13 protein-coding genes are annotated in these 16,000 nt (G+C 70.5%); 4 read left to right on the top strand and 9 right to left on the bottom strand.

The window, feature by feature from the left end; all coding sequences use genetic code 11:
- Window positions 1–2: 2 nt before the first annotated feature.
- From IF12_RS0122135 to nrdR, 6 genes are all read right to left on the bottom strand, one after another.
- Window positions 3–914, bottom strand: a complete 912-nt coding sequence (locus tag IF12_RS0122135) for an alpha/beta fold hydrolase (protein ID WP_081913852.1) — start codon at window positions 912–914, stop codon at window positions 3–5.
- A 17-nt stretch (window positions 915–931) separates the two neighbouring features.
- Window positions 932–1,528 (bottom strand): TetR/AcrR family transcriptional regulator, encoded by a 597-nt coding sequence (locus tag IF12_RS0122130; RefSeq protein WP_030162426.1) that lies wholly within the window; start codon window positions 1,526–1,528, stop codon window positions 932–934.
- A gap of 35 nt (window positions 1,529–1,563) precedes the next feature.
- The gene (locus IF12_RS0122125) at window positions 1,564–2,766 is read right to left on the bottom strand and encodes an Hsp70 family protein (RefSeq protein WP_030162423.1); all 1,203 of its coding nucleotides are present in this window, start codon (window positions 2,764–2,766) and stop codon (window positions 1,564–1,566) included.
- Window positions 2,767–2,912: 146 nt separating this feature from the next.
- The gene (locus IF12_RS0122120) at window positions 2,913–3,578 is read right to left on the bottom strand and encodes a phosphotransferase (protein ID WP_030162421.1); all 666 of its coding nucleotides are present in this window, start codon (window positions 3,576–3,578) and stop codon (window positions 2,913–2,915) included.
- A gap of 72 nt (window positions 3,579–3,650) precedes the next feature.
- Window positions 3,651–6,500, bottom strand: a complete 2,850-nt coding sequence (locus IF12_RS0122115; protein WP_030162419.1) for a vitamin B12-dependent ribonucleotide reductase — start codon at window positions 6,498–6,500, stop codon at window positions 3,651–3,653.
- 63 nt (window positions 6,501–6,563) lie between these two features.
- Window positions 6,564–7,028, bottom strand: coding sequence for a transcriptional regulator NrdR (gene nrdR / locus IF12_RS0122110; RefSeq protein ID WP_030162417.1), 465 nt, complete (start codon window positions 7,026–7,028; stop codon window positions 6,564–6,566).
- A gap of 441 nt (window positions 7,029–7,469) precedes the next feature.
- Here nrdR and lexA point away from each other — a divergent pair, with 441 nt between their 5' ends.
- Window positions 7,470–8,126 carry a transcriptional repressor LexA gene (gene lexA, locus IF12_RS0122105; RefSeq protein WP_051704768.1) on the top strand — a complete coding sequence of 219 codons (657 nt, stop codon included), beginning with the start codon at window positions 7,470–7,472 and terminating at the stop codon, window positions 8,124–8,126.
- Between the two features lie 13 nt (window positions 8,127–8,139).
- Here lexA and IF12_RS0122100 read toward each other — a convergent pair whose 3' ends face one another.
- Window positions 8,140–9,930, bottom strand: coding sequence for a hypothetical protein (locus IF12_RS0122100; protein WP_133884228.1), 1,791 nt, complete (start codon window positions 9,928–9,930; stop codon window positions 8,140–8,142).
- A 71-nt stretch (window positions 9,931–10,001) separates the two neighbouring features.
- Window positions 10,002–11,426, bottom strand: a complete 1,425-nt coding sequence (gene hflX, locus IF12_RS0122095; protein ID WP_030162414.1) for a GTPase HflX — start codon at window positions 11,424–11,426, stop codon at window positions 10,002–10,004.
- A 205-nt stretch (window positions 11,427–11,631) separates the two neighbouring features.
- Between hflX and IF12_RS0122090 the strand changes: the two genes are divergently transcribed.
- Window positions 11,632–13,020, top strand: coding sequence for an NAD-dependent malic enzyme (locus tag IF12_RS0122090; protein ID WP_030162412.1), 1,389 nt, complete (start codon window positions 11,632–11,634; stop codon window positions 13,018–13,020).
- A 337-nt stretch (window positions 13,021–13,357) separates the two neighbouring features.
- Here IF12_RS0122090 and dapF read toward each other — a convergent pair whose 3' ends face one another.
- Complete coding sequence (dapF, locus tag IF12_RS0122085) at window positions 13,358–14,140, bottom strand: diaminopimelate epimerase (RefSeq protein ID WP_030162410.1); 783 nt, start codon at window positions 14,138–14,140, stop codon at window positions 13,358–13,360.
- 50 nt (window positions 14,141–14,190) lie between these two features.
- Here dapF and IF12_RS0122080 point away from each other — a divergent pair, with 50 nt between their 5' ends.
- Together IF12_RS0122080 and IF12_RS23510 are read left to right on the top strand one after the other, a co-directional pair.
- Complete coding sequence (locus tag IF12_RS0122080; RefSeq protein ID WP_030162408.1) at window positions 14,191–15,273, top strand: nicotinate-nucleotide--dimethylbenzimidazole phosphoribosyltransferase; 1,083 nt, start codon at window positions 14,191–14,193, stop codon at window positions 15,271–15,273.
- Between the two features lie 445 nt (window positions 15,274–15,718).
- Window positions 15,719–16,000: hypothetical protein (locus IF12_RS23510; protein WP_035750096.1), on the top strand; the 282-nt coding region annotated here is incomplete at its 3' end.

Here is a 16,000-nt window from a genome sequence, read left to right as displayed (position 1 = left end):
TTCTAGGCGAGGCCCGCCTTGAGGAACTGCGTCACGCGGCCGCTGACGGCCGGGTTGGCAAGGACCTTGCGGTGGCCGAGGCCGGTGGTCGCCATGAGGTCGGCGTTCGGCCAGGTCTCGGCGAGGCGCTCGCCGTGGCGGAACGGGTTGGGGCGGTCGCCCCTGTCGTGGACGATGAGCGCCGGCGAGTCGACCTCGATGCCGTGCAGCGAGAAGTCGTCGAGCTTGATACCGGCCTTGGCCTCGCCGAGCGGCGCCAGGCGCTCCATGATGCGCGGCCCCACCGGGACGATCGCGCCGATGGTGTCGCGGAAGCCCTCGACGCCGCCGATGAACGGCGCGAGCATCGCCAGGCGGGTCTCCTTGAGCTCCACCCCGTTGAGGACCATGCCGTGGACGGCGCTGAGGCAGCCCATCGAGTGCGCGGTGACCGCGTAGGGCGCGCCGAACTTGTCGAGGACCACCGACATGGCCTCGATGAGGTGGAGGCCGTTGGCGTGGCGCTCGCCCCACGGGCCGGCGCCGGAGTTGCCGTGGCTGGGGGCGTCGAAGGCGACCACGCGGAAGCCGGAGGCGACGAGGTTCGCGGCGATGAACTTGAAGTCGCCGGTGGAGCCGCCCCAGCCGTGGACGAGGTAGACCAGCGGGGCCTCAGGCGTGTTCGCGGGGGCCCAGTCGTAGCCCCACACGGTGGTGCCGAGGCAGTCGACCTCGAAGACCGCGGAGCCGGCGGGAGCCTCGCCGCGCAGGCGCTTCTCGGGCCCGGCCGGGAGCCGGAACCACATCTCGCACAGGAGCTTCGCGGCCGGTCCGGGCGCGACGCGCTCGGCGGCGGCGAAACCCGAGCGCACGTACCAAGGGGCACGAACGGTCGTGCTTTTCTTTTTCGCCGAAGGGGCCTGGGAATTGGCCATGGGTGTTGCCTTCCTGGTCAGACGCGACGACTGGCGACGGCGTGGCTGTCGATCAGCCGGTTGAACGCCGCCCAAGCGCGGTCGGCGGCGTCGGGATAGGACAGGATGCGGCTCATCCAGTTGTAGGACAGCAGGATCCCGAAGACCTCCTGCGCGACCTGGAAGACGTCGGTGTCCTCGTCGAGCTCTCCCGCCTCCACGGCCGTGGCCGCGATGCGGGCGAGCGAGTCGAGCAGTTGCCGCTGCTCGGCCACCATGAGGTCGTGCAGGGGGCCGGTCAGGTCGTCGAACTCGGCGGCGGCCGCCAGGTACAGGCACCCGCCCGGCCGGGAGTACCAGGCCATCCAGTTCTCGACCAGGGCCTGGAGGCGCGCGATCCCGCGCGGCTTGCCGAGCGCGGGGCGGAAGACCTCGTCGATGAACTGCTCGGAGTTGCGCTCCATGCAGGCGAGCTGGAGGGCCTCCTTGGAGCGGAAGTGCGCGAAGAGGCCCGACTTCGACATGTCGGCGGCCGCGGCGAGGGACCCGATGGTCAGGCCCGACAGCCCCGAGTAGCGGGCCATGCGGACCGCCACGTCGAGGATGGCCTGTCTGGTGAGTTCGCCTTTGCGCACCGCTCAAAAATAGCACGACCGTGCTTGAAAGTGGGTCAGGCCTCGCAGCCCTCTTCGTCGCCGCTGTGCGAGAAGGTGACGGTGACCGCGGAGGCGAACTGGAGGTTCGTGCCCGGCGCGGGGCTCTGCTCGATGACCTCGCAGTCGTCGTGCGAGAAGTCCAGGAACGCGCGCCGCTGCCCTTCCAGGTCGACCTCGGCGAACCCGGCCTCGTCCATGGCCGCGACCGCTTCGGCGGTCGACAGGCCGACCACGTCGGGGACCGGGCCGGTCCGCGGGCTCGACGTGGTCGTCGCCTCCCCGGCGGGCTGGGACTTGGTCGGGTCGGCGGGGACCTCCTCGGACTCGGGGCTGGGCGAGCTGGGGCTCTCCTCGCCGCCGCTGCCGCCCGGGTCGGTCTCGGTCGGGTCGATCGCGCCGGTGGGCTCCGGGTGCTCGCCGGGGGCGGTCGCCACGGCCCCCGAACCGGAGGGCGGCTCGTGGTCGCCGAGCCGGGTCCCGAAGGCGGCCACGGCGCCGACGAGCACCAGCAGGGCCACCAGGATCGCCAGCGGGCGAGCCGAGCGCGGCCGCGGGGCCTCGGGTTCCTCGGATTGGACCGGCAGCTCCCGCGTCTCCACGGGCGTCTCCACGGCGCGCACGTCGCCCGCCGCGTGGACCGGCTCGACGCCGAACCGGCGCCGCAGCGACTCGGACGCGAGCGGGGTGCGCCCGGCGCCGCCGACGATGAGGAGGCCCGCGAGGGCCTGCGGCGCCGTACCGGCCTCGGCGAGGGCCTCCTCGGTGAGGTCCACGGTCTCCTCGACCACGCCCCGGAGGCGCGATTCGAGCTCCTCGCGGGTCAAGGAGAGCTTGAGGTCGGCCACGGGGAGGGTGATGACGGTGAAGTCCTGCCCCGAAAGCTGCTCACGGGCCCGCTTGATCTTGGCGAGCAGGGTCCGCCGCAGGCGCAGGTCGGCCTCGTCGGTGCCGTCGAGGCGGTCCCAAAAGCGGCGGTCGGCGTCGCGGTGGCGGCCCGAGAGGTAGGCGAGGAGGAGGTCGTCGAACTCGTCGCCGCCGATCGACTGCGAGCGCTCGGCGACGACCACGTACGCGTCGTCGACGCGGCGCACGACGGCGGTGCGGAAGGAGGTCCTGCCGAGTCGGTAGACCGCGAGGGCCGCGCCGGGTTCGAGGGTCGCGCCGGAGGCGGTGAGGCTCGCCGCGGCAGCCGCGGGGTCGATCCAGGCGGTGCTCATGTGCGGCTCGCAAGCGCTCTCGGCGGCGCGGACGAGCCGTCAGGGTCCGGGGGAACGGTTTGCATAGGGGGGAGTCTATGACGCGCAGAAGCGGCGCTTCGACCCGTCTTGGGTTGTTTTGAGGCCCTTACGCAATGCGATCGAAATCAGGCCGCGAGCGCGTCGGCGAGCGCCCGCACCTCGTCCGGGCCGACGTTGGGGTCGGCTTCGCGGTAGGCGGCGGCGAGGGCGAGCGCCGGTTCGGAGACGGCGGCGCGAAGGGGCGGCAGGAGCGCGCCGCGGAAGGCCGCGGCCGCTTCGGGCGGCAGGCCGGCCGCCGCGAGGTCGACACCGGCCATGATCGCCCAGGTGACGGCCGTGTCGAACTCGGCGGGCCCGGCCGCGGCGTTGGCCCAGTCGATCAGGACCGGGCCCCGGTCGGTGAGGATCACGTTCTCCGGGTGGAGGTCCAGGTGGAGGAGGCGGGCCGGTCCGGGGAGGCCGTCGAGGTCCAGGCCGCGCGGCGAGGAGGGGAGCCAGTCGGGCGCGTCGAGGCGGTGGAGCCGGTCGAGGAGGCCGAGCATCACCGCGGACGCCTCGGCCGGTGTGCGGCGTCCGGCGATCAGTTCGGCGGCGAGCGTCGGGCCGTGCAGGCGCTCCATCACGAGGTCGCCGCCCGAGACGTCCACGACCCGGGGGACGTCGATGCCGAGCTCGCGCGCATGGCGCATCACGCAAGCCTCGCCGCCGACGTCGAAGCCGCTGCGGCGCAGGACGGTGCGCTCGTCGAGCGCGTAGACCTTCGATTCGCGGCCGGCGCCGATCAGTTCCATTGGGGGCCTTTCACATCGGAGCGTACGGATCGGGGCGGGCCCGTGCGGGCCCGCCCCTGAACCGTTCGGCTGCTAACTGCAACCGCTGGTGGCCCCGCAGCCTTCGCAGGCGTAGCAGGAGCCGGCCGGTCGCATCTTGGTGCCGCAGTTCATGCACAGCGGCGCGTCGGCGCTGCGGGCCTGGGCCGAGTGCAGCACGTCGAGCCGCTTGGGCTTGGACTCGATCTGGGCCCGCTCGGTGACGGCCTCCTCGATCGGCGCCGAGGCCCGGAGGGCGTCGAGGTCCACTTCGGGCTGCGCGACCTTGTCGTTCAGCGGCAAGGTCTCGCCGTTGAGCTCGGCGGTGCGCTCCGCGGTGGTGAGGATGCCGATCGCGGCGCGCTCCTCGTACGGCAGGTAGTCCAGCGCCAGGCGGCGGAAGATGTAGTCCACCAGCGAGGAGGCCATGCGGATGTCCGGGTCGTCGGTCATGCCGGCGGGCTCGAAGCGCATGTTGGTGAACTTCTCGACGTACTTCTCGAGCGGGACGCCGTACTGGAGGGCGATCGAGATCGACACCGACAGCGCGTCCATGACGCCGGCGAGGGTCGAGCCCTGCTTGGACATCTTGAGGAAGACCTCGCCGAGGCCGTCGTCCGGGTAGGACGAGGAGGTCATGTAGCCCTCCGCGCCGCCGACGGTGAACGAGATGGTCTGGCTCGGACGCTTCTTGGGGAGCTTGCGGCGCACCGGGGCGTGCGCCGAGACGGTCTCGACGACCTTCTCCACGGCCTCCTCGACGGCCTTGTCGATCTCCTTCTTCTTGGCGGACAGGGGCTGCCCGACCTTGCAGTTGTCGCGGTAGACCGCGAGCGCCTTGATGCCGAGCTTCCAGCCCTGGAAGTAGACCTCCTCGATGTCCTCGACCGTGGCGGACTCGGGCAGGTTCACCGTCTTGCTCGTCGATCCGCTGAGGAACGGCTGCACGGCGGCCATCATGTTGACGTGCCCCATCGGGGAGATCGAGCGCTCGCCCATGGCGCAGTCGAACACGGAGTAGTGCTCGTCCTCGAGCGCGGGGGCGCCGACGACGTGCCCGTGCTCGGCGATGTACGCCACGATCGCGTCGCGCTCGCCCTCGTCGTAGCCGAGGCGTTCGAGCGCGCGGGGAACGGTCTGGTTGACGATCTCCATGGAGCCGCCGCCGACCATCTTCTTGAACTTCACGAGCGCCAGGTCCGGCTCGATGCCGGTGGTGTCGCAGTCCATCATGAACGAGATGGTGCCGGTGGGCGCGAGCACCGAGGCCTGCGCGTTGCGCCAGCCGTTCTGCGCGCCGATGGCGTTGCCCCTGTCCCATTCGGACTTCGCGGCCTCCAGGACCGTGGCGTCGACGTCGCCGAACGTCCGCACCGCCTTCGCGGCCTCGGCGTGCTTGCGCATGACCCGCTGGTGCGGTTCGGCGTTGGCCTCGTAGCCCGCGTAGGGCCCGACGACTCCGGCGATCTCGGCCGACCGGCGGTAGGACACGCCGGTCATGAGCGCGGTGATCCCGGCGGCCAGGGACCGGCCCTCCTCGGAGTCGTAGGCGTGGCCGGAGGCCATGAGCAGCGCGCCCAGGTTCGAGTAGCCGATGCCGAGCTGCCGGTAGTCCCTGGTGGTCTGCCCGATCTTCTCGGTCGGGAAGTCCGCGAAGGAGATCGAGATCTCCATGGCGGTGATGACGAACTCGACGGTCTTCACGAACCGGTCGACGTCGAAGGACCCGTCGTCGGCCAGGAACTTCATGAGGTTGAGACTCGCGAGGTTGCACGAGGAGTCGTTGAGACTCATGTACTCCGAGCAAGGATTAGACGCGTAGATGCGGTCGGTGTTGGGGTTGGTGTGCCAGTCGTTGATGACGTCGTCGTACTGGATGCCGGGGTCGGCGCATTCCCAAGCGGCCGTCGCCATCTTGCGGAAGACCTCGCGGGCGTCGCGGCGGCCGATCTCCGCGCCGTCGAGGCGGCCGGTGAGGGCGTAGTCGGTGCCCTCCTCGACGGCCTTCATGAAGGTGTCGGAGACGCGCACGGAGTTGTTGGCGTTCTGGTACTGGACCGAGAACATGTCCTCGCCGCCGAGGTCGACGTCGAATCCGGCGTCGCGGAGGGCGCGGATCTTGTCCTCCTCGCGGGCCTTGGTGTCGATGAAGGCCTCGATGTCGGGGTGGTCGACGTCGAGGACGACCATCTTCGCGGCGCGGCGGGTGGCGCCGCCGGACTTGATGGTGCCGGCGGAGGCGTCGGCGCCGCGCATGAAGCTGATGGGGCCGGAGGCGTTGCCACCCGAGGAGAGCAGTTCGGCGGAGGAGCGGATCTTGGAGAGGTTGATCCCGGCGCCGGAGCCGCCCTTGAAGATCATGCCCTCTTCCTTGTACCAGTCGAGGATCGACTCCATGGTGTCGTCCACACTGAGGATGAAGCACGCCGAGACTTGTTGCGGCGCTTGGGTTCCAACGTTGAACCAGACCGGGGAGTTGAAGCTGAAGTACTGGTGGAGCAGGAGCCAGGTGAGTTCCTCGGCGAAGACCTGGGCGTCCTCGGCGGTCGCGAAGTAGCCGTTCTTCTCCCCCGCCTTGTGGTACTCGGTCACCACGCGGTCGATGACCTGCTTGAGGCCGGTCTCGCGCTGCGGGGTGCCCACGGCGCCGCGGAAGTACTTCGAGGTGACGATCTGGGTCGCGTTGATGCTCCAGAAGCTCGGGAACTCGACGCCGCGCTGCTCGAAGTTGATCGAGCCGTCGCGCCAGTTCGTCATGACGACGTCGCGCGACTCCCATTCGACCTCGTCGTACGGGTGCACGCCCGGCTTGGTGAAGACGCGCTCCACCTTGAGGCCCTTCTCGGTCGCCTGCTTGGGAGTGGTCTTGGCGGCGCCTTCGGCGCCCTTGGCGGTCTTCGGCATGTTCTCGCCCCTGTTTCTGCTCATGCCTGGTGTTGCGTGGGAATCGGTGGGTGTTCGGCGGTGTCAGCCGCCGTTGCGGGCGGCGTGCTCCTCGCGCAATTGCGCGATGGCCGCCTCGAAGTCCTCGAGGGACTCGAAGTCCTGGTAGACGCTGGCGAAGCGCAGGTACGCGACCTCGTCGAGCTGGCGCAGCGGCTTGAGGATCGCCAGGCCCACCTCGTGGGCCGGGACCTCGGCGACGCCCTTGGAGCGGATCTCGTCCTCGACGGACTGGGCCAGTTTGGCCACGTCGTCGGCGTCGACCGGCCGGCCCTGGCAGGCCTTGAGGACGCCGCCGGCGACCTTGCGGCGGCTGAAGGGCTCGGTGGCGCCGCTGCGTTTGACGACGGCGAGGATGGACTCCTCGACGGTGGTGAAGCGCTTCTCGCACTGCTGGCAGACCCGGCGGCGGCGGATGATCTTGCCGTCCTCGGCCTCGCGCGAGTCGACCACGCGGCTGTCGGGATGACGACAGTAAGGACATCGCATCGCTAGAGTCTCCTTCTGGGGCCTCGGTTCCGGCGCCGTGGTCGTGCGAAGTGGTCTCGGATCACGGTCTCGCCGAGGTCCGGCGGCCGGGTGAAGCCGTGACTCGCCGCTCGTCGCCGAGTCGGGTCACAGTCTGCCTCCCGCCGCTCCGGTCGGTGCATAAACCCCAACACCTAGTGAGAGACCATACAACAGACCACAAGATCTTGTGTCCAGAATAGCGCAGATCGGTGCCCTGTGATCACGGCGCCGCCGGGGGCGGCCGCACCGCGGCTCGACGCGACGGACTATCGTTCACCCGTACGGGTGAAACCGCGCCAAAACACAGTACAACCAGCGCCGCGACACGCCGATGTCGCACGAATGTTTGACTTGACGGCGTAGCTGAGTTACATTGTCGGAATCAGACATACCGTCCCATTTGTCTTACAGGAGCCTCCTGTGGCCAGCGAGACCACCACAGCCCGACCGAAAACGCGCAAGCTGACGCGTCGGCAGCAGCAAGTCCTCGAGTACATCGAGGAGTTCATCAACAACAAGGGCTATCCGCCCAGCGTCCGGGAGATCGGCGCCGAAGTCGGGCTCGCCTCGGCGTCGTCCGTCGCCTACCAGATGAAGCAGCTCGAACGGAAGGGCTACCTCAACCGCCTGGCCGGCCGGCCGCGCGCGGTCGGGGTGCGCCAGCCGACGCCCGGGGGCGTCCAGACCTGCTCCCAGCACCCCCGCCCCCGCTACGTCCCGATGGTCGGCGAGATCGCCGCGGGGCAGCCGATCCTGGCCGAGGAGCGCGACTACGACGTCATGCCCCTGCCGGCCGAGTTCGTCGGCGAGGGCGTGCACTTCCTCCTGCGCGTCAAGGGCGACTCGATGGTCGACGCGGCCATCACCGACGGCGACTGGGTGGTCGTGCGCCAGCAGCCCGACGCGCTCAACGGCGAGATCGTGGCCGCCATGATCGACGGGGAGGCGACGGTGAAGACGTGGAAGCGCAAGAACGGCAAGCCGTGGCTGCTTCCGGCCAACTCCCTGTACGACCCGATCGACGCGTCCGAGGCCGAGATCCTCGGCCGGATCGTCGCGGTCCTCAGGAAGATCTGACCCGCAGTCCCGCTCAGCGGCCTCGGCCGCGGGCGGGTCCGCCTTCATCGGACGGACCCCAGTAGCCTTCGTCGGCTTCGGGGGTCCGTTCGTCGTTCCCGGCCCCGTATACCGAGCCCTTGGCCGCTCCCCCGCCGTAGACGCTCCCGCCCGCGGGGGTGGCCGGCTGGACCGGCCTGGCCGCCGCGCCGTAGACGTTCCCGGTCGGTTCGGGACGCGGTGCCGGCTCGGGGCGCGGCGCGGGTTCGGGTCGGACGGCGAAGGACTGGCCGGGGCCGGCGTTGTCGTAGACGCTGCCGTGGCCGCCGCCTTCGAACGCCCCGTACTGGGGCTCCTCGCGGGCGGCGCCGTAGACGCCCCCGCCGGCGGGTTTGACCGGCGGCGCGGGGGGCGCAGCGGGCTTGGCGCCGTAGACGTTCCCGGTGGGTTCAGGGCGCGGTGCTGGCTCTGGGGGCGCAGGTTCGGCGCGCGCGGCGCCGTACACGTTGCCAGTGGGCTCGACGGGCTTGGCCGCGCCGTAGACGTTCCCGGTCGGTTCGGGCCGGGCGGCGCCGTAGACGGCGCCGCGGGCGACCTGGCCGAGGTCGGGGTCGGGCTGCCCGGAGTCGAGGCCCAGGTCGACCGGGTCGTCCTTGAGGTCTTTGAGGAACCCGTCCTCCTCCTCGCCGAATCCCGACTCCTCGGCGGCGAAGCCCTCCTCGGTCTCGTCCTCCTCGTCCTCGCCCTGCGCTTTGCGGTGCTTGCGGATGACGATGATGCCCAGGACCATGACGAGCATGCCGAGGATCGCGATGCCCGCGAGGATCTTCACGATCGTGTCGAAGCCGAGGTCGAGGATGCGGTCGAGGAGGGTCGGGCCCTCCTTCTCGGCGGCGGCCTCGTCGCCGCCGGTGTCGGCGGGCTCCTCGGGCGCGGGGGCGGCCGGGGCGTGCGCGGTGATGGTCCCGAAGACGCCGTCGCCGCCGTCCGTGGACGACAGCGTGTGGAAGTTCCCATCCGCGTCGTAGGCGAGGCCCTGCGCGGTACCGGCGTCGTCGATGGGGGTGACCAGCGGCTCGGCGCCGGTGAGCGCCGCGATCACGTCACCGTCCTCGACCGTCCACTCGTAGACGGCGTTCGCGGTGCGCAGCGCGGCCTTGGAGGCGTCGGCGTTGAGCGCCGCGCCGGTGACCGAGCCGCCCTCGCTGAGGGACACGGTGCCGACGTTCTCCAGCGGCGTGTTCTCGGTCTGGTTCTCCCCCGGCGGGTACAGCAGCGCGGCCTCGCCGTCGCCCGCGGTGATGAACAGGGGCTTCTTCGCGTCGCCGGGAGGGATGAGGAACGCCTCGACCTCCTGGTTCGGGCCGGGGAAGACGTAGCGGTAGGCGACGTTGTTGCCCGGGTCCAACGGCTCGATCTGGTTGACGGTGATCCAGTCGCGATTGAGCGCGTCACCGGTGTCGCCGACCCAGATGAACCCGCCGGAGTCGAGCGCCAGCGCCTCGGGGTCGCGGGGCTGGTGGTCGATGAAGACCTCGTCGGACTCGCGCGGGTTGCAGTCGGCGCCGACGCGCAGGATCGACAGCGTCGAGTCCTGGTTCTCCGCGGAGGAGACGATCCACCAGCCGTCGCCGCCGGAGGCGGCGGTGATCCCCGAGGGGCTGGCGAGCCGTGGATCGTGGAGGTCGCAAAGCACGCTCCCGCCGCCGGACTCCTCGTCCTGGGCGTACACGGGGGGCGCGGCCGTGACCAGGACCGCGACACCAGCCGCCCCGGCGACGAGCCGCGCAGGCAGGGCCCCTCGGCCCACACGGCGCTCTCGCATCACGCAAGTGTTCCAGAACACGCCGGGTCAGCGGCGGGGCCCCCATGAGACATGTTCGGGACCACGGCGTTTCAGTCGGTTTCCAGGACGAAGGCTCGCAATTCACCGGCCAGTGCGTCGTCGACGCGGGCGGTGATGACGGTGCCGTCGCCGCGGTGCTCGGTGGCGAGCACCTCGCCGCGCGATCGCATGCGCGAGACCAGGTCGCCGCGCACGTACGGGATGCAGACGGTCAGTGTGGTGTCCGGTTGCGGGAGGGCGCGTTCGATGGCGTCGCGGAGCTTGTCGATGCCCTCGCCCGAGCGGGCGGAGACGAACACGGCGTCGGGCCAGTCCGAGCGCAGTTGCAGCAGTCCGTCGGGTTCGACCAGGTCAACCTTGTTCACGACGATCAGTTCGGGGACGTCCTCGGCGCCGACTTGGGCGAGCACCTCGCGGACGGCTTCGGCCTGGCCGATCGGGTCGGGGTGCGAGCCGTCGATGACGTGGACGACGAGGTCGGACTCGGCGACCTCTTCGAGGGTCGAGCGGAAGGCCTCGACGAGCTGGTGCGGCAGGTGGCGCACGAACCCGACGGTGTCGGTGACGGTGTACTCGCGGCCCTCGGCGGTGCGCGAGCGGCGCGTGGAGGTGTCCAGGGTCGCGAACAAGGCGTCCTGGACGAGGATGCCCGCGCCGGTGAGGGCGTTGAGCAGGCTCGACTTGCCGGCGTTGGTGTAGCCGGCGATCGCGACGCCGGGCACGCGGTTGCGGGTGCGCGAGTCGCGCTTGGTCTCGCGGGTGACGGTGAGCTTCGCCAGTTCGCGGCGGAGCTTGGCGACCTTGGCGCGAATGCGGCGCCGGTCGGTCTCCAGCTTCGTCTCGCCGGGGCCGCGCAGACCCACGCCGCCGTTGGAGCCCGCGCCGCCGCCCTGGCGGCTCATCGCGTCGCCCCAGCCGCGCAGGCGCGGCAGCAGGTACTGGAGCTGCGCCAGCTCGACCTGGGCCTTGCCCTCGGCGCTCTTGGCGTGCTGGGCGAAGATGTCGAGGATCAGCGCGGTGCGGTCGATGACCTTCACGTTGACGGCCTTCTCCAAGGCGATGAGCTGGCCCGGGGAGAGCTCGCCGTCGGCGATGACCGTGTCGGCCCCGAGGGCCTCGACGGTGTCCTTGAGCTCTTGGACCTTGCCGGAGCCGATGAAGGTGCCGGCGTCGGGTTTGGAGCGGCGCTGGATCAGGCCGTCGACGACCTCGGACCCGGCGGTCTCGGCGAGTTGGGCGAGTTCGTCGAGCGAGTTCTCGGCATCCTCGATCGAGCCTTCAGTCCAGACGCCGACCAGGACGACGCGCTCCAGGCGCAGTCGCCGGTACTCGGCGTCGGTGACGTCCTCGAGCTCGGTGGAGGCGACCCCGGCGACGCGCCGCAGTGCCTGGCGCGCCTCCAGGTCCAGTTCCCCAGTCGAGGGGGCGTCGGCGGACGGGAGGTCTTCTTGCAGGTTCAGATTCTCTTCGCGCATCGCCTCAAGCTTGACACGCGGGCGTGACAACGGCGAACGAATATGGCCACCGCCGCGCGCGAAGGTGCGCAGCGCTCCCGCGGACGGCCGCGGCGGCGAGGCCCCGATCGCAGCGCAGGGCCGGGACGGGAGGTCGCGCGGCGGTGGCATTATTCAAGACATCCGAGCAAAGCGTCCACAACGAAGTGCACTTCTAAGGAGCGGCATGACTGCAGCCCGTCTTCCCAGCGCCGGGTTCTCCATCACCGTCCGGCTCGCGCTGTCGGCCGATCCGGGGGCGGCGGGACGGCTCGCCACCGTCGTCGGGCAGGCCGGGGCCATCGTGACCGCGCTCGACGTGGTCGGCTCCGACAACAAGCGCATGACCGTCGACCTCACGTGCGACACCGCCGACGCCTCGCACGCCGAGCAGGTCACCCACATATTGGAGGCCATGCCGGACTTCGATGTGAAGAAGGTCTCCGACCGGACCTTCCTCATGCACCTGGGCGGCAAGATCGAGGTCGCCCCGAAAGTGCCGCTGCGCAACCGCGACGACCTGTCGATGGCGTACACCCCCGGCGTGGCCCGCGTGTGCATGGCGATCGCCGAGAACCCCGACGACGCGCGGCGCCTGACCATAAAGCGCAACACCGTCGCCGTCGTCACCGACGGCTCGGCCGTGCTGGGCCTGGGCAACATCGGACCGGCCGCGGCGATGCCGGTCATGGAGGGCAAGGCGGCCCTGTTCAAGAAGTTCGGCGACGTCGACGCGTGGCCGGTGTGCCTCGACACGCAGGACACCGACGAGATCGTCAACATCGTCACCGCGCTCGCCCCGACCTACGGCGGCATCAACCTGGAGGACATCGCGGCGCCGCGCTGCTTCGAGATCGAGGCGCGGTTGCGCGAGCGGCTGGACATCCCGGTGTTCCACGACGACCAGCACGGCACCGCGATCGTGGTGCTCGCCGCGCTCACGAACGCGCTGCGCGTGGTCGGCAAGGACTTCGCGGACGTGCGGGCGACGATCGTCGGCTGCGGGGCGGCCGGGACGGCCATCATGCGGCTGCTGGAGAAGGCCGGGATCGGCGACATCGTGCCGGTGGACCGCGACGGGGCGCTGCACGCGGGCTTCGACACCCAGAACGAGACCTGGAAGTGGCTCGGGCAGCACTTCAACAAGCACGACTACGCCGGGGACCTGGCGGGCGCGGTCGAGGGCTCGGACATCTTCATCGGGGTGAGCGCGCCGAACATCCTCAAGGGCTCGGACGTGGCGAAGATGGCGAAGGACCCGATCGTGTTCGCGCTGGCGAACCCGGACCCGGAGATCAGCCCGACCGAGGCGGCGCGGTACGCGGCGATCGTGGCGACCGGGCGGTCGGACCAGCCGAACCAGATCAACAACGTGCTGGCGTTCCCGGGCGTGTTCCGGGGCCTGCTGGACGCGCAGGCGCGGGGTTGGAACGACGACGCGGCGCTGGCGGCGGCCACGGCGATCGCCGACTGCGTGGGCGAGGAGAAGGTGAACGCGACGTACATCGTGCCGAGCGTCTTCGACCCGAACGTGGCCCCGGCGGTCGCGGCGGCGGTGAAGCGCGTGATGCGGTAACGGCCGTTTAGAGGTATTGGCAAGTCGAGCGGCAGAAGCGCTGAAGCGGAGTGGCCCCGGACGCCGAAGGCGTCCGGGGCCACGCGCGAACCAAGGACGCGTCGTGAGTTCGGGACCGCCCGCCGCTTGCTGCCCGCAGCCGCGTCAGGCACTCGGAGTCGCCCGCCACCTGCGGCCCGCAGCCGCGTCAGGCACTCGGGTTCCCTCACGCCTTCGGGCGACAGCAGCGCCCGCGGGGGCCGTTCTTGTCGTACCCGAGCGGGAAAGTGGGACCTACCGTTCCCCCGGGTGGGTGGGGGTTAGGGATGGCTATACGCCCGTCACACGATTCGTTCGCCTAGACGCGAAACACGCCCTCGGCGACGATCACCGCCGGGCCCGCCAAGTACACCGTCTCGTCGGTCACCGTGACCGTGAGCGTCCCGCCCGGCACGCCCACCTTGCACGTGCCCGTGTCCTGCCCGGCGTGGCGCAGCGCCACCGCCGCGACCGCGCACGCTCCCGTGCCGCATGAAGCCGTCTCGCCAACACCGCGCTCGTGGACCCGCATCCGCACCTGCGGCGCAGTCCCGGCCACGAACTCCACGTTCACGCCCTCAGGGAACACCGCCGCGTCGAACCGCGGCTGATGGAACAGCTCCAACGCCTCCAGCTCGGCCTCGTCCCCGAGATGGCACACCAGGTGCGGGTTCCCCATCGAAACGGCCTGTCCCGGCCAGGTGAAGCCCTCCACCGACGCCTGCGAGGTCGGCCCGAACACCGCCGGGCCCATGTCCACCCGCAGCTCGTCGCCATCCACCAGCACCGTCTTGACCCCCGCGCGCGTCGCGACGGGAATCTCCGGGCCCTCCGCGAGCCCCCGCTCCAGCAGGTACCGCACGAAGACCCGCACGCCGTTGCCGCACATCTCCGCGATCGAACCGTCCGCGTTCCGGTAGTCCATGAAAAACGCCGCCGCCGCGTCGTCAGACGGCGCCACGCGCAGCAACCCGTCCCCGCCGATCCCGAACCGGCGGTCGCACAGCGCCGCCACCTGGGCGTCCTTCAACGGGAGGGCGTCCTCCAGGTCCGGCACGATCACGAAGTCGTTGCCGGTGCCGTGGCCCTTGGCGAAGTCGATGGTGGTCACTTGGCAATTGTGCCCCATCACTCTCGCGCTAGCCTTGTGCCGTGACACAGACGACCGACGCCGGGCCCCTCGCCGACCTCAAAGCGAAGTTCCCCAACGGGGTGTGGACCACCCGCGCCAACGCGCGGCTCCAAGACGCCCTCATCGAAAGCGCCGGACTCGGCAGCCTCCAGACCGCCATAGGCTGGGCCGCCCGCATGCAGGCCACCGAAGCGCCCGAGCCGTTCGCGGCCCCGCGGATGCTCCTGTTCGCCGGCGCTTACCCCGACGGCTGGGACACCGGCGACTACGCCCCGGTCGATGAGCAGGCCGCGGCCCTGGAGAAGGGCGAGGGCGCGCTGGCCGAGCACGCCGCCCGCTCCGGGCTCCCGGTGACCGTCGTGCGCACCGGCGCCAGCACCGGCGTCGAAGGGCCGCTCCTGGACGACACCGAGCTGGAGGCCGCGCTGCGCCTCGGACGTGAGAGCGCCGACCGCGCGATCGACGAGGGCGCCGACCTGCTCCTCATCTCGGCGCTCGGCGCGGGCGCGTCCACCGCCTCGGTCGCCGTCTGCTCCTACATCGCCAAGGAGGACATCACCTCCTACATGCCGACGCTCCACGCCCCGGGCGGATCGGTCTTCGACTCGGCCTGGATGGGCCGCGTCGCGGCCCTGCGCGACCATGTGGCCTTCAACCGGGGCTTCAAGCGCACCCCGGAGGCGCTGGTCGCGCGCCTGGGCGGCGCCGCGATCGGCACCATGGCCGCCGCGATCTTCACGGCCGCGACGCGCTCGACCGCGATGCTCATCGACGGACCGGCGGCGCTGGCGGCCATGATGATCGCCCGCGACTTCGGCCTGGCCTCCCCGAAGTGGTGCTATGCGCCCAACCGGTCCGCGCACCCGGTGGTGACCAAGCTGGCCAAGCAGGGCGGCCTGGCGGACGACTTCGGTTTCGAGCTCGATCTGCCCGACGCGGCGGCGCTCCCGCTGGGCTGGGACCTGGTCCAGCAGAGCCTGAGGATCGCCCAGTCGTTCCCGATGCCCGCAGAGGAGGAGGAGGCGGCGGCGCCCGAACCTGCTGAGGAGGCTCCGGAGACGAACGCCCCCACCGCGAAGCCCGAGGCAGAGACCGAGGACTGACTCCCAAACTGACGCAAGCGGCGTCCGGAACCCGGCGATCCCGGGGGCCGGGCGCCGTTCGCGTGTAGAAGTGGCGTTAGGGGCGGGGTTACTGATGGCGGCGACAAAGGGGTCCGTGATTGGCGGGGGTCGGTTTGCGGCTGTGGGGTGGTGGGTGGATTCGGGTGAGAGCGGCAGCGACGAAGAGGTCCGCATTTGTTCTGGTCTGCTTGCGGCCGTGGGGTGATCGTTGGGTTGCGGTCAAGGCGGGCAGCGACAAGGGGGAGGAGGATGGCGCGACTTGCACTGCGGCCCAAACGATCTCATGGTCGCCGTGAATAATCCTCAATGGAATTCACCCTTCCAGGTGATGCCACTCCCCCCACGGCCTGTCATCATTGACTCAGTACAAGAAACCGAAAAACAAACACACCAACGAGAATCGGACTGAGAGGAGGCCGCGCTCATGGACACCAGCACCTGCACCCTCGCAGGCACCGACGCCACTGCCTCGGCCTCCCGCTCCCTGCACAGCGCGGGCGCTGGCCGCCGCGCTCAGGCCCAAGCGATCCGCTCCGCACTCGATACGGCCGCTGACCTGATCAACACCCAGCACGCGGTAGTGCTCCGCTCGGTCATCGACATGCAAGCGGCGAACCTGCACCGCACCGAGTTCGGGTTCTCGGCCCTGCGCGACCTGCTGCTGTCGCAGTTCGACTTCACGTTCAACACCGCCTCGGCCATCGCC

This window comes from Glycomyces sp. NRRL B-16210 (assembly GCF_000719515.1).
Classification (GTDB): domain Bacteria; phylum Actinomycetota; class Actinomycetes; order Mycobacteriales; family Micromonosporaceae; genus Glycomyces.
This window is presented reverse-complemented; position numbering and strand designations above follow the sequence as displayed.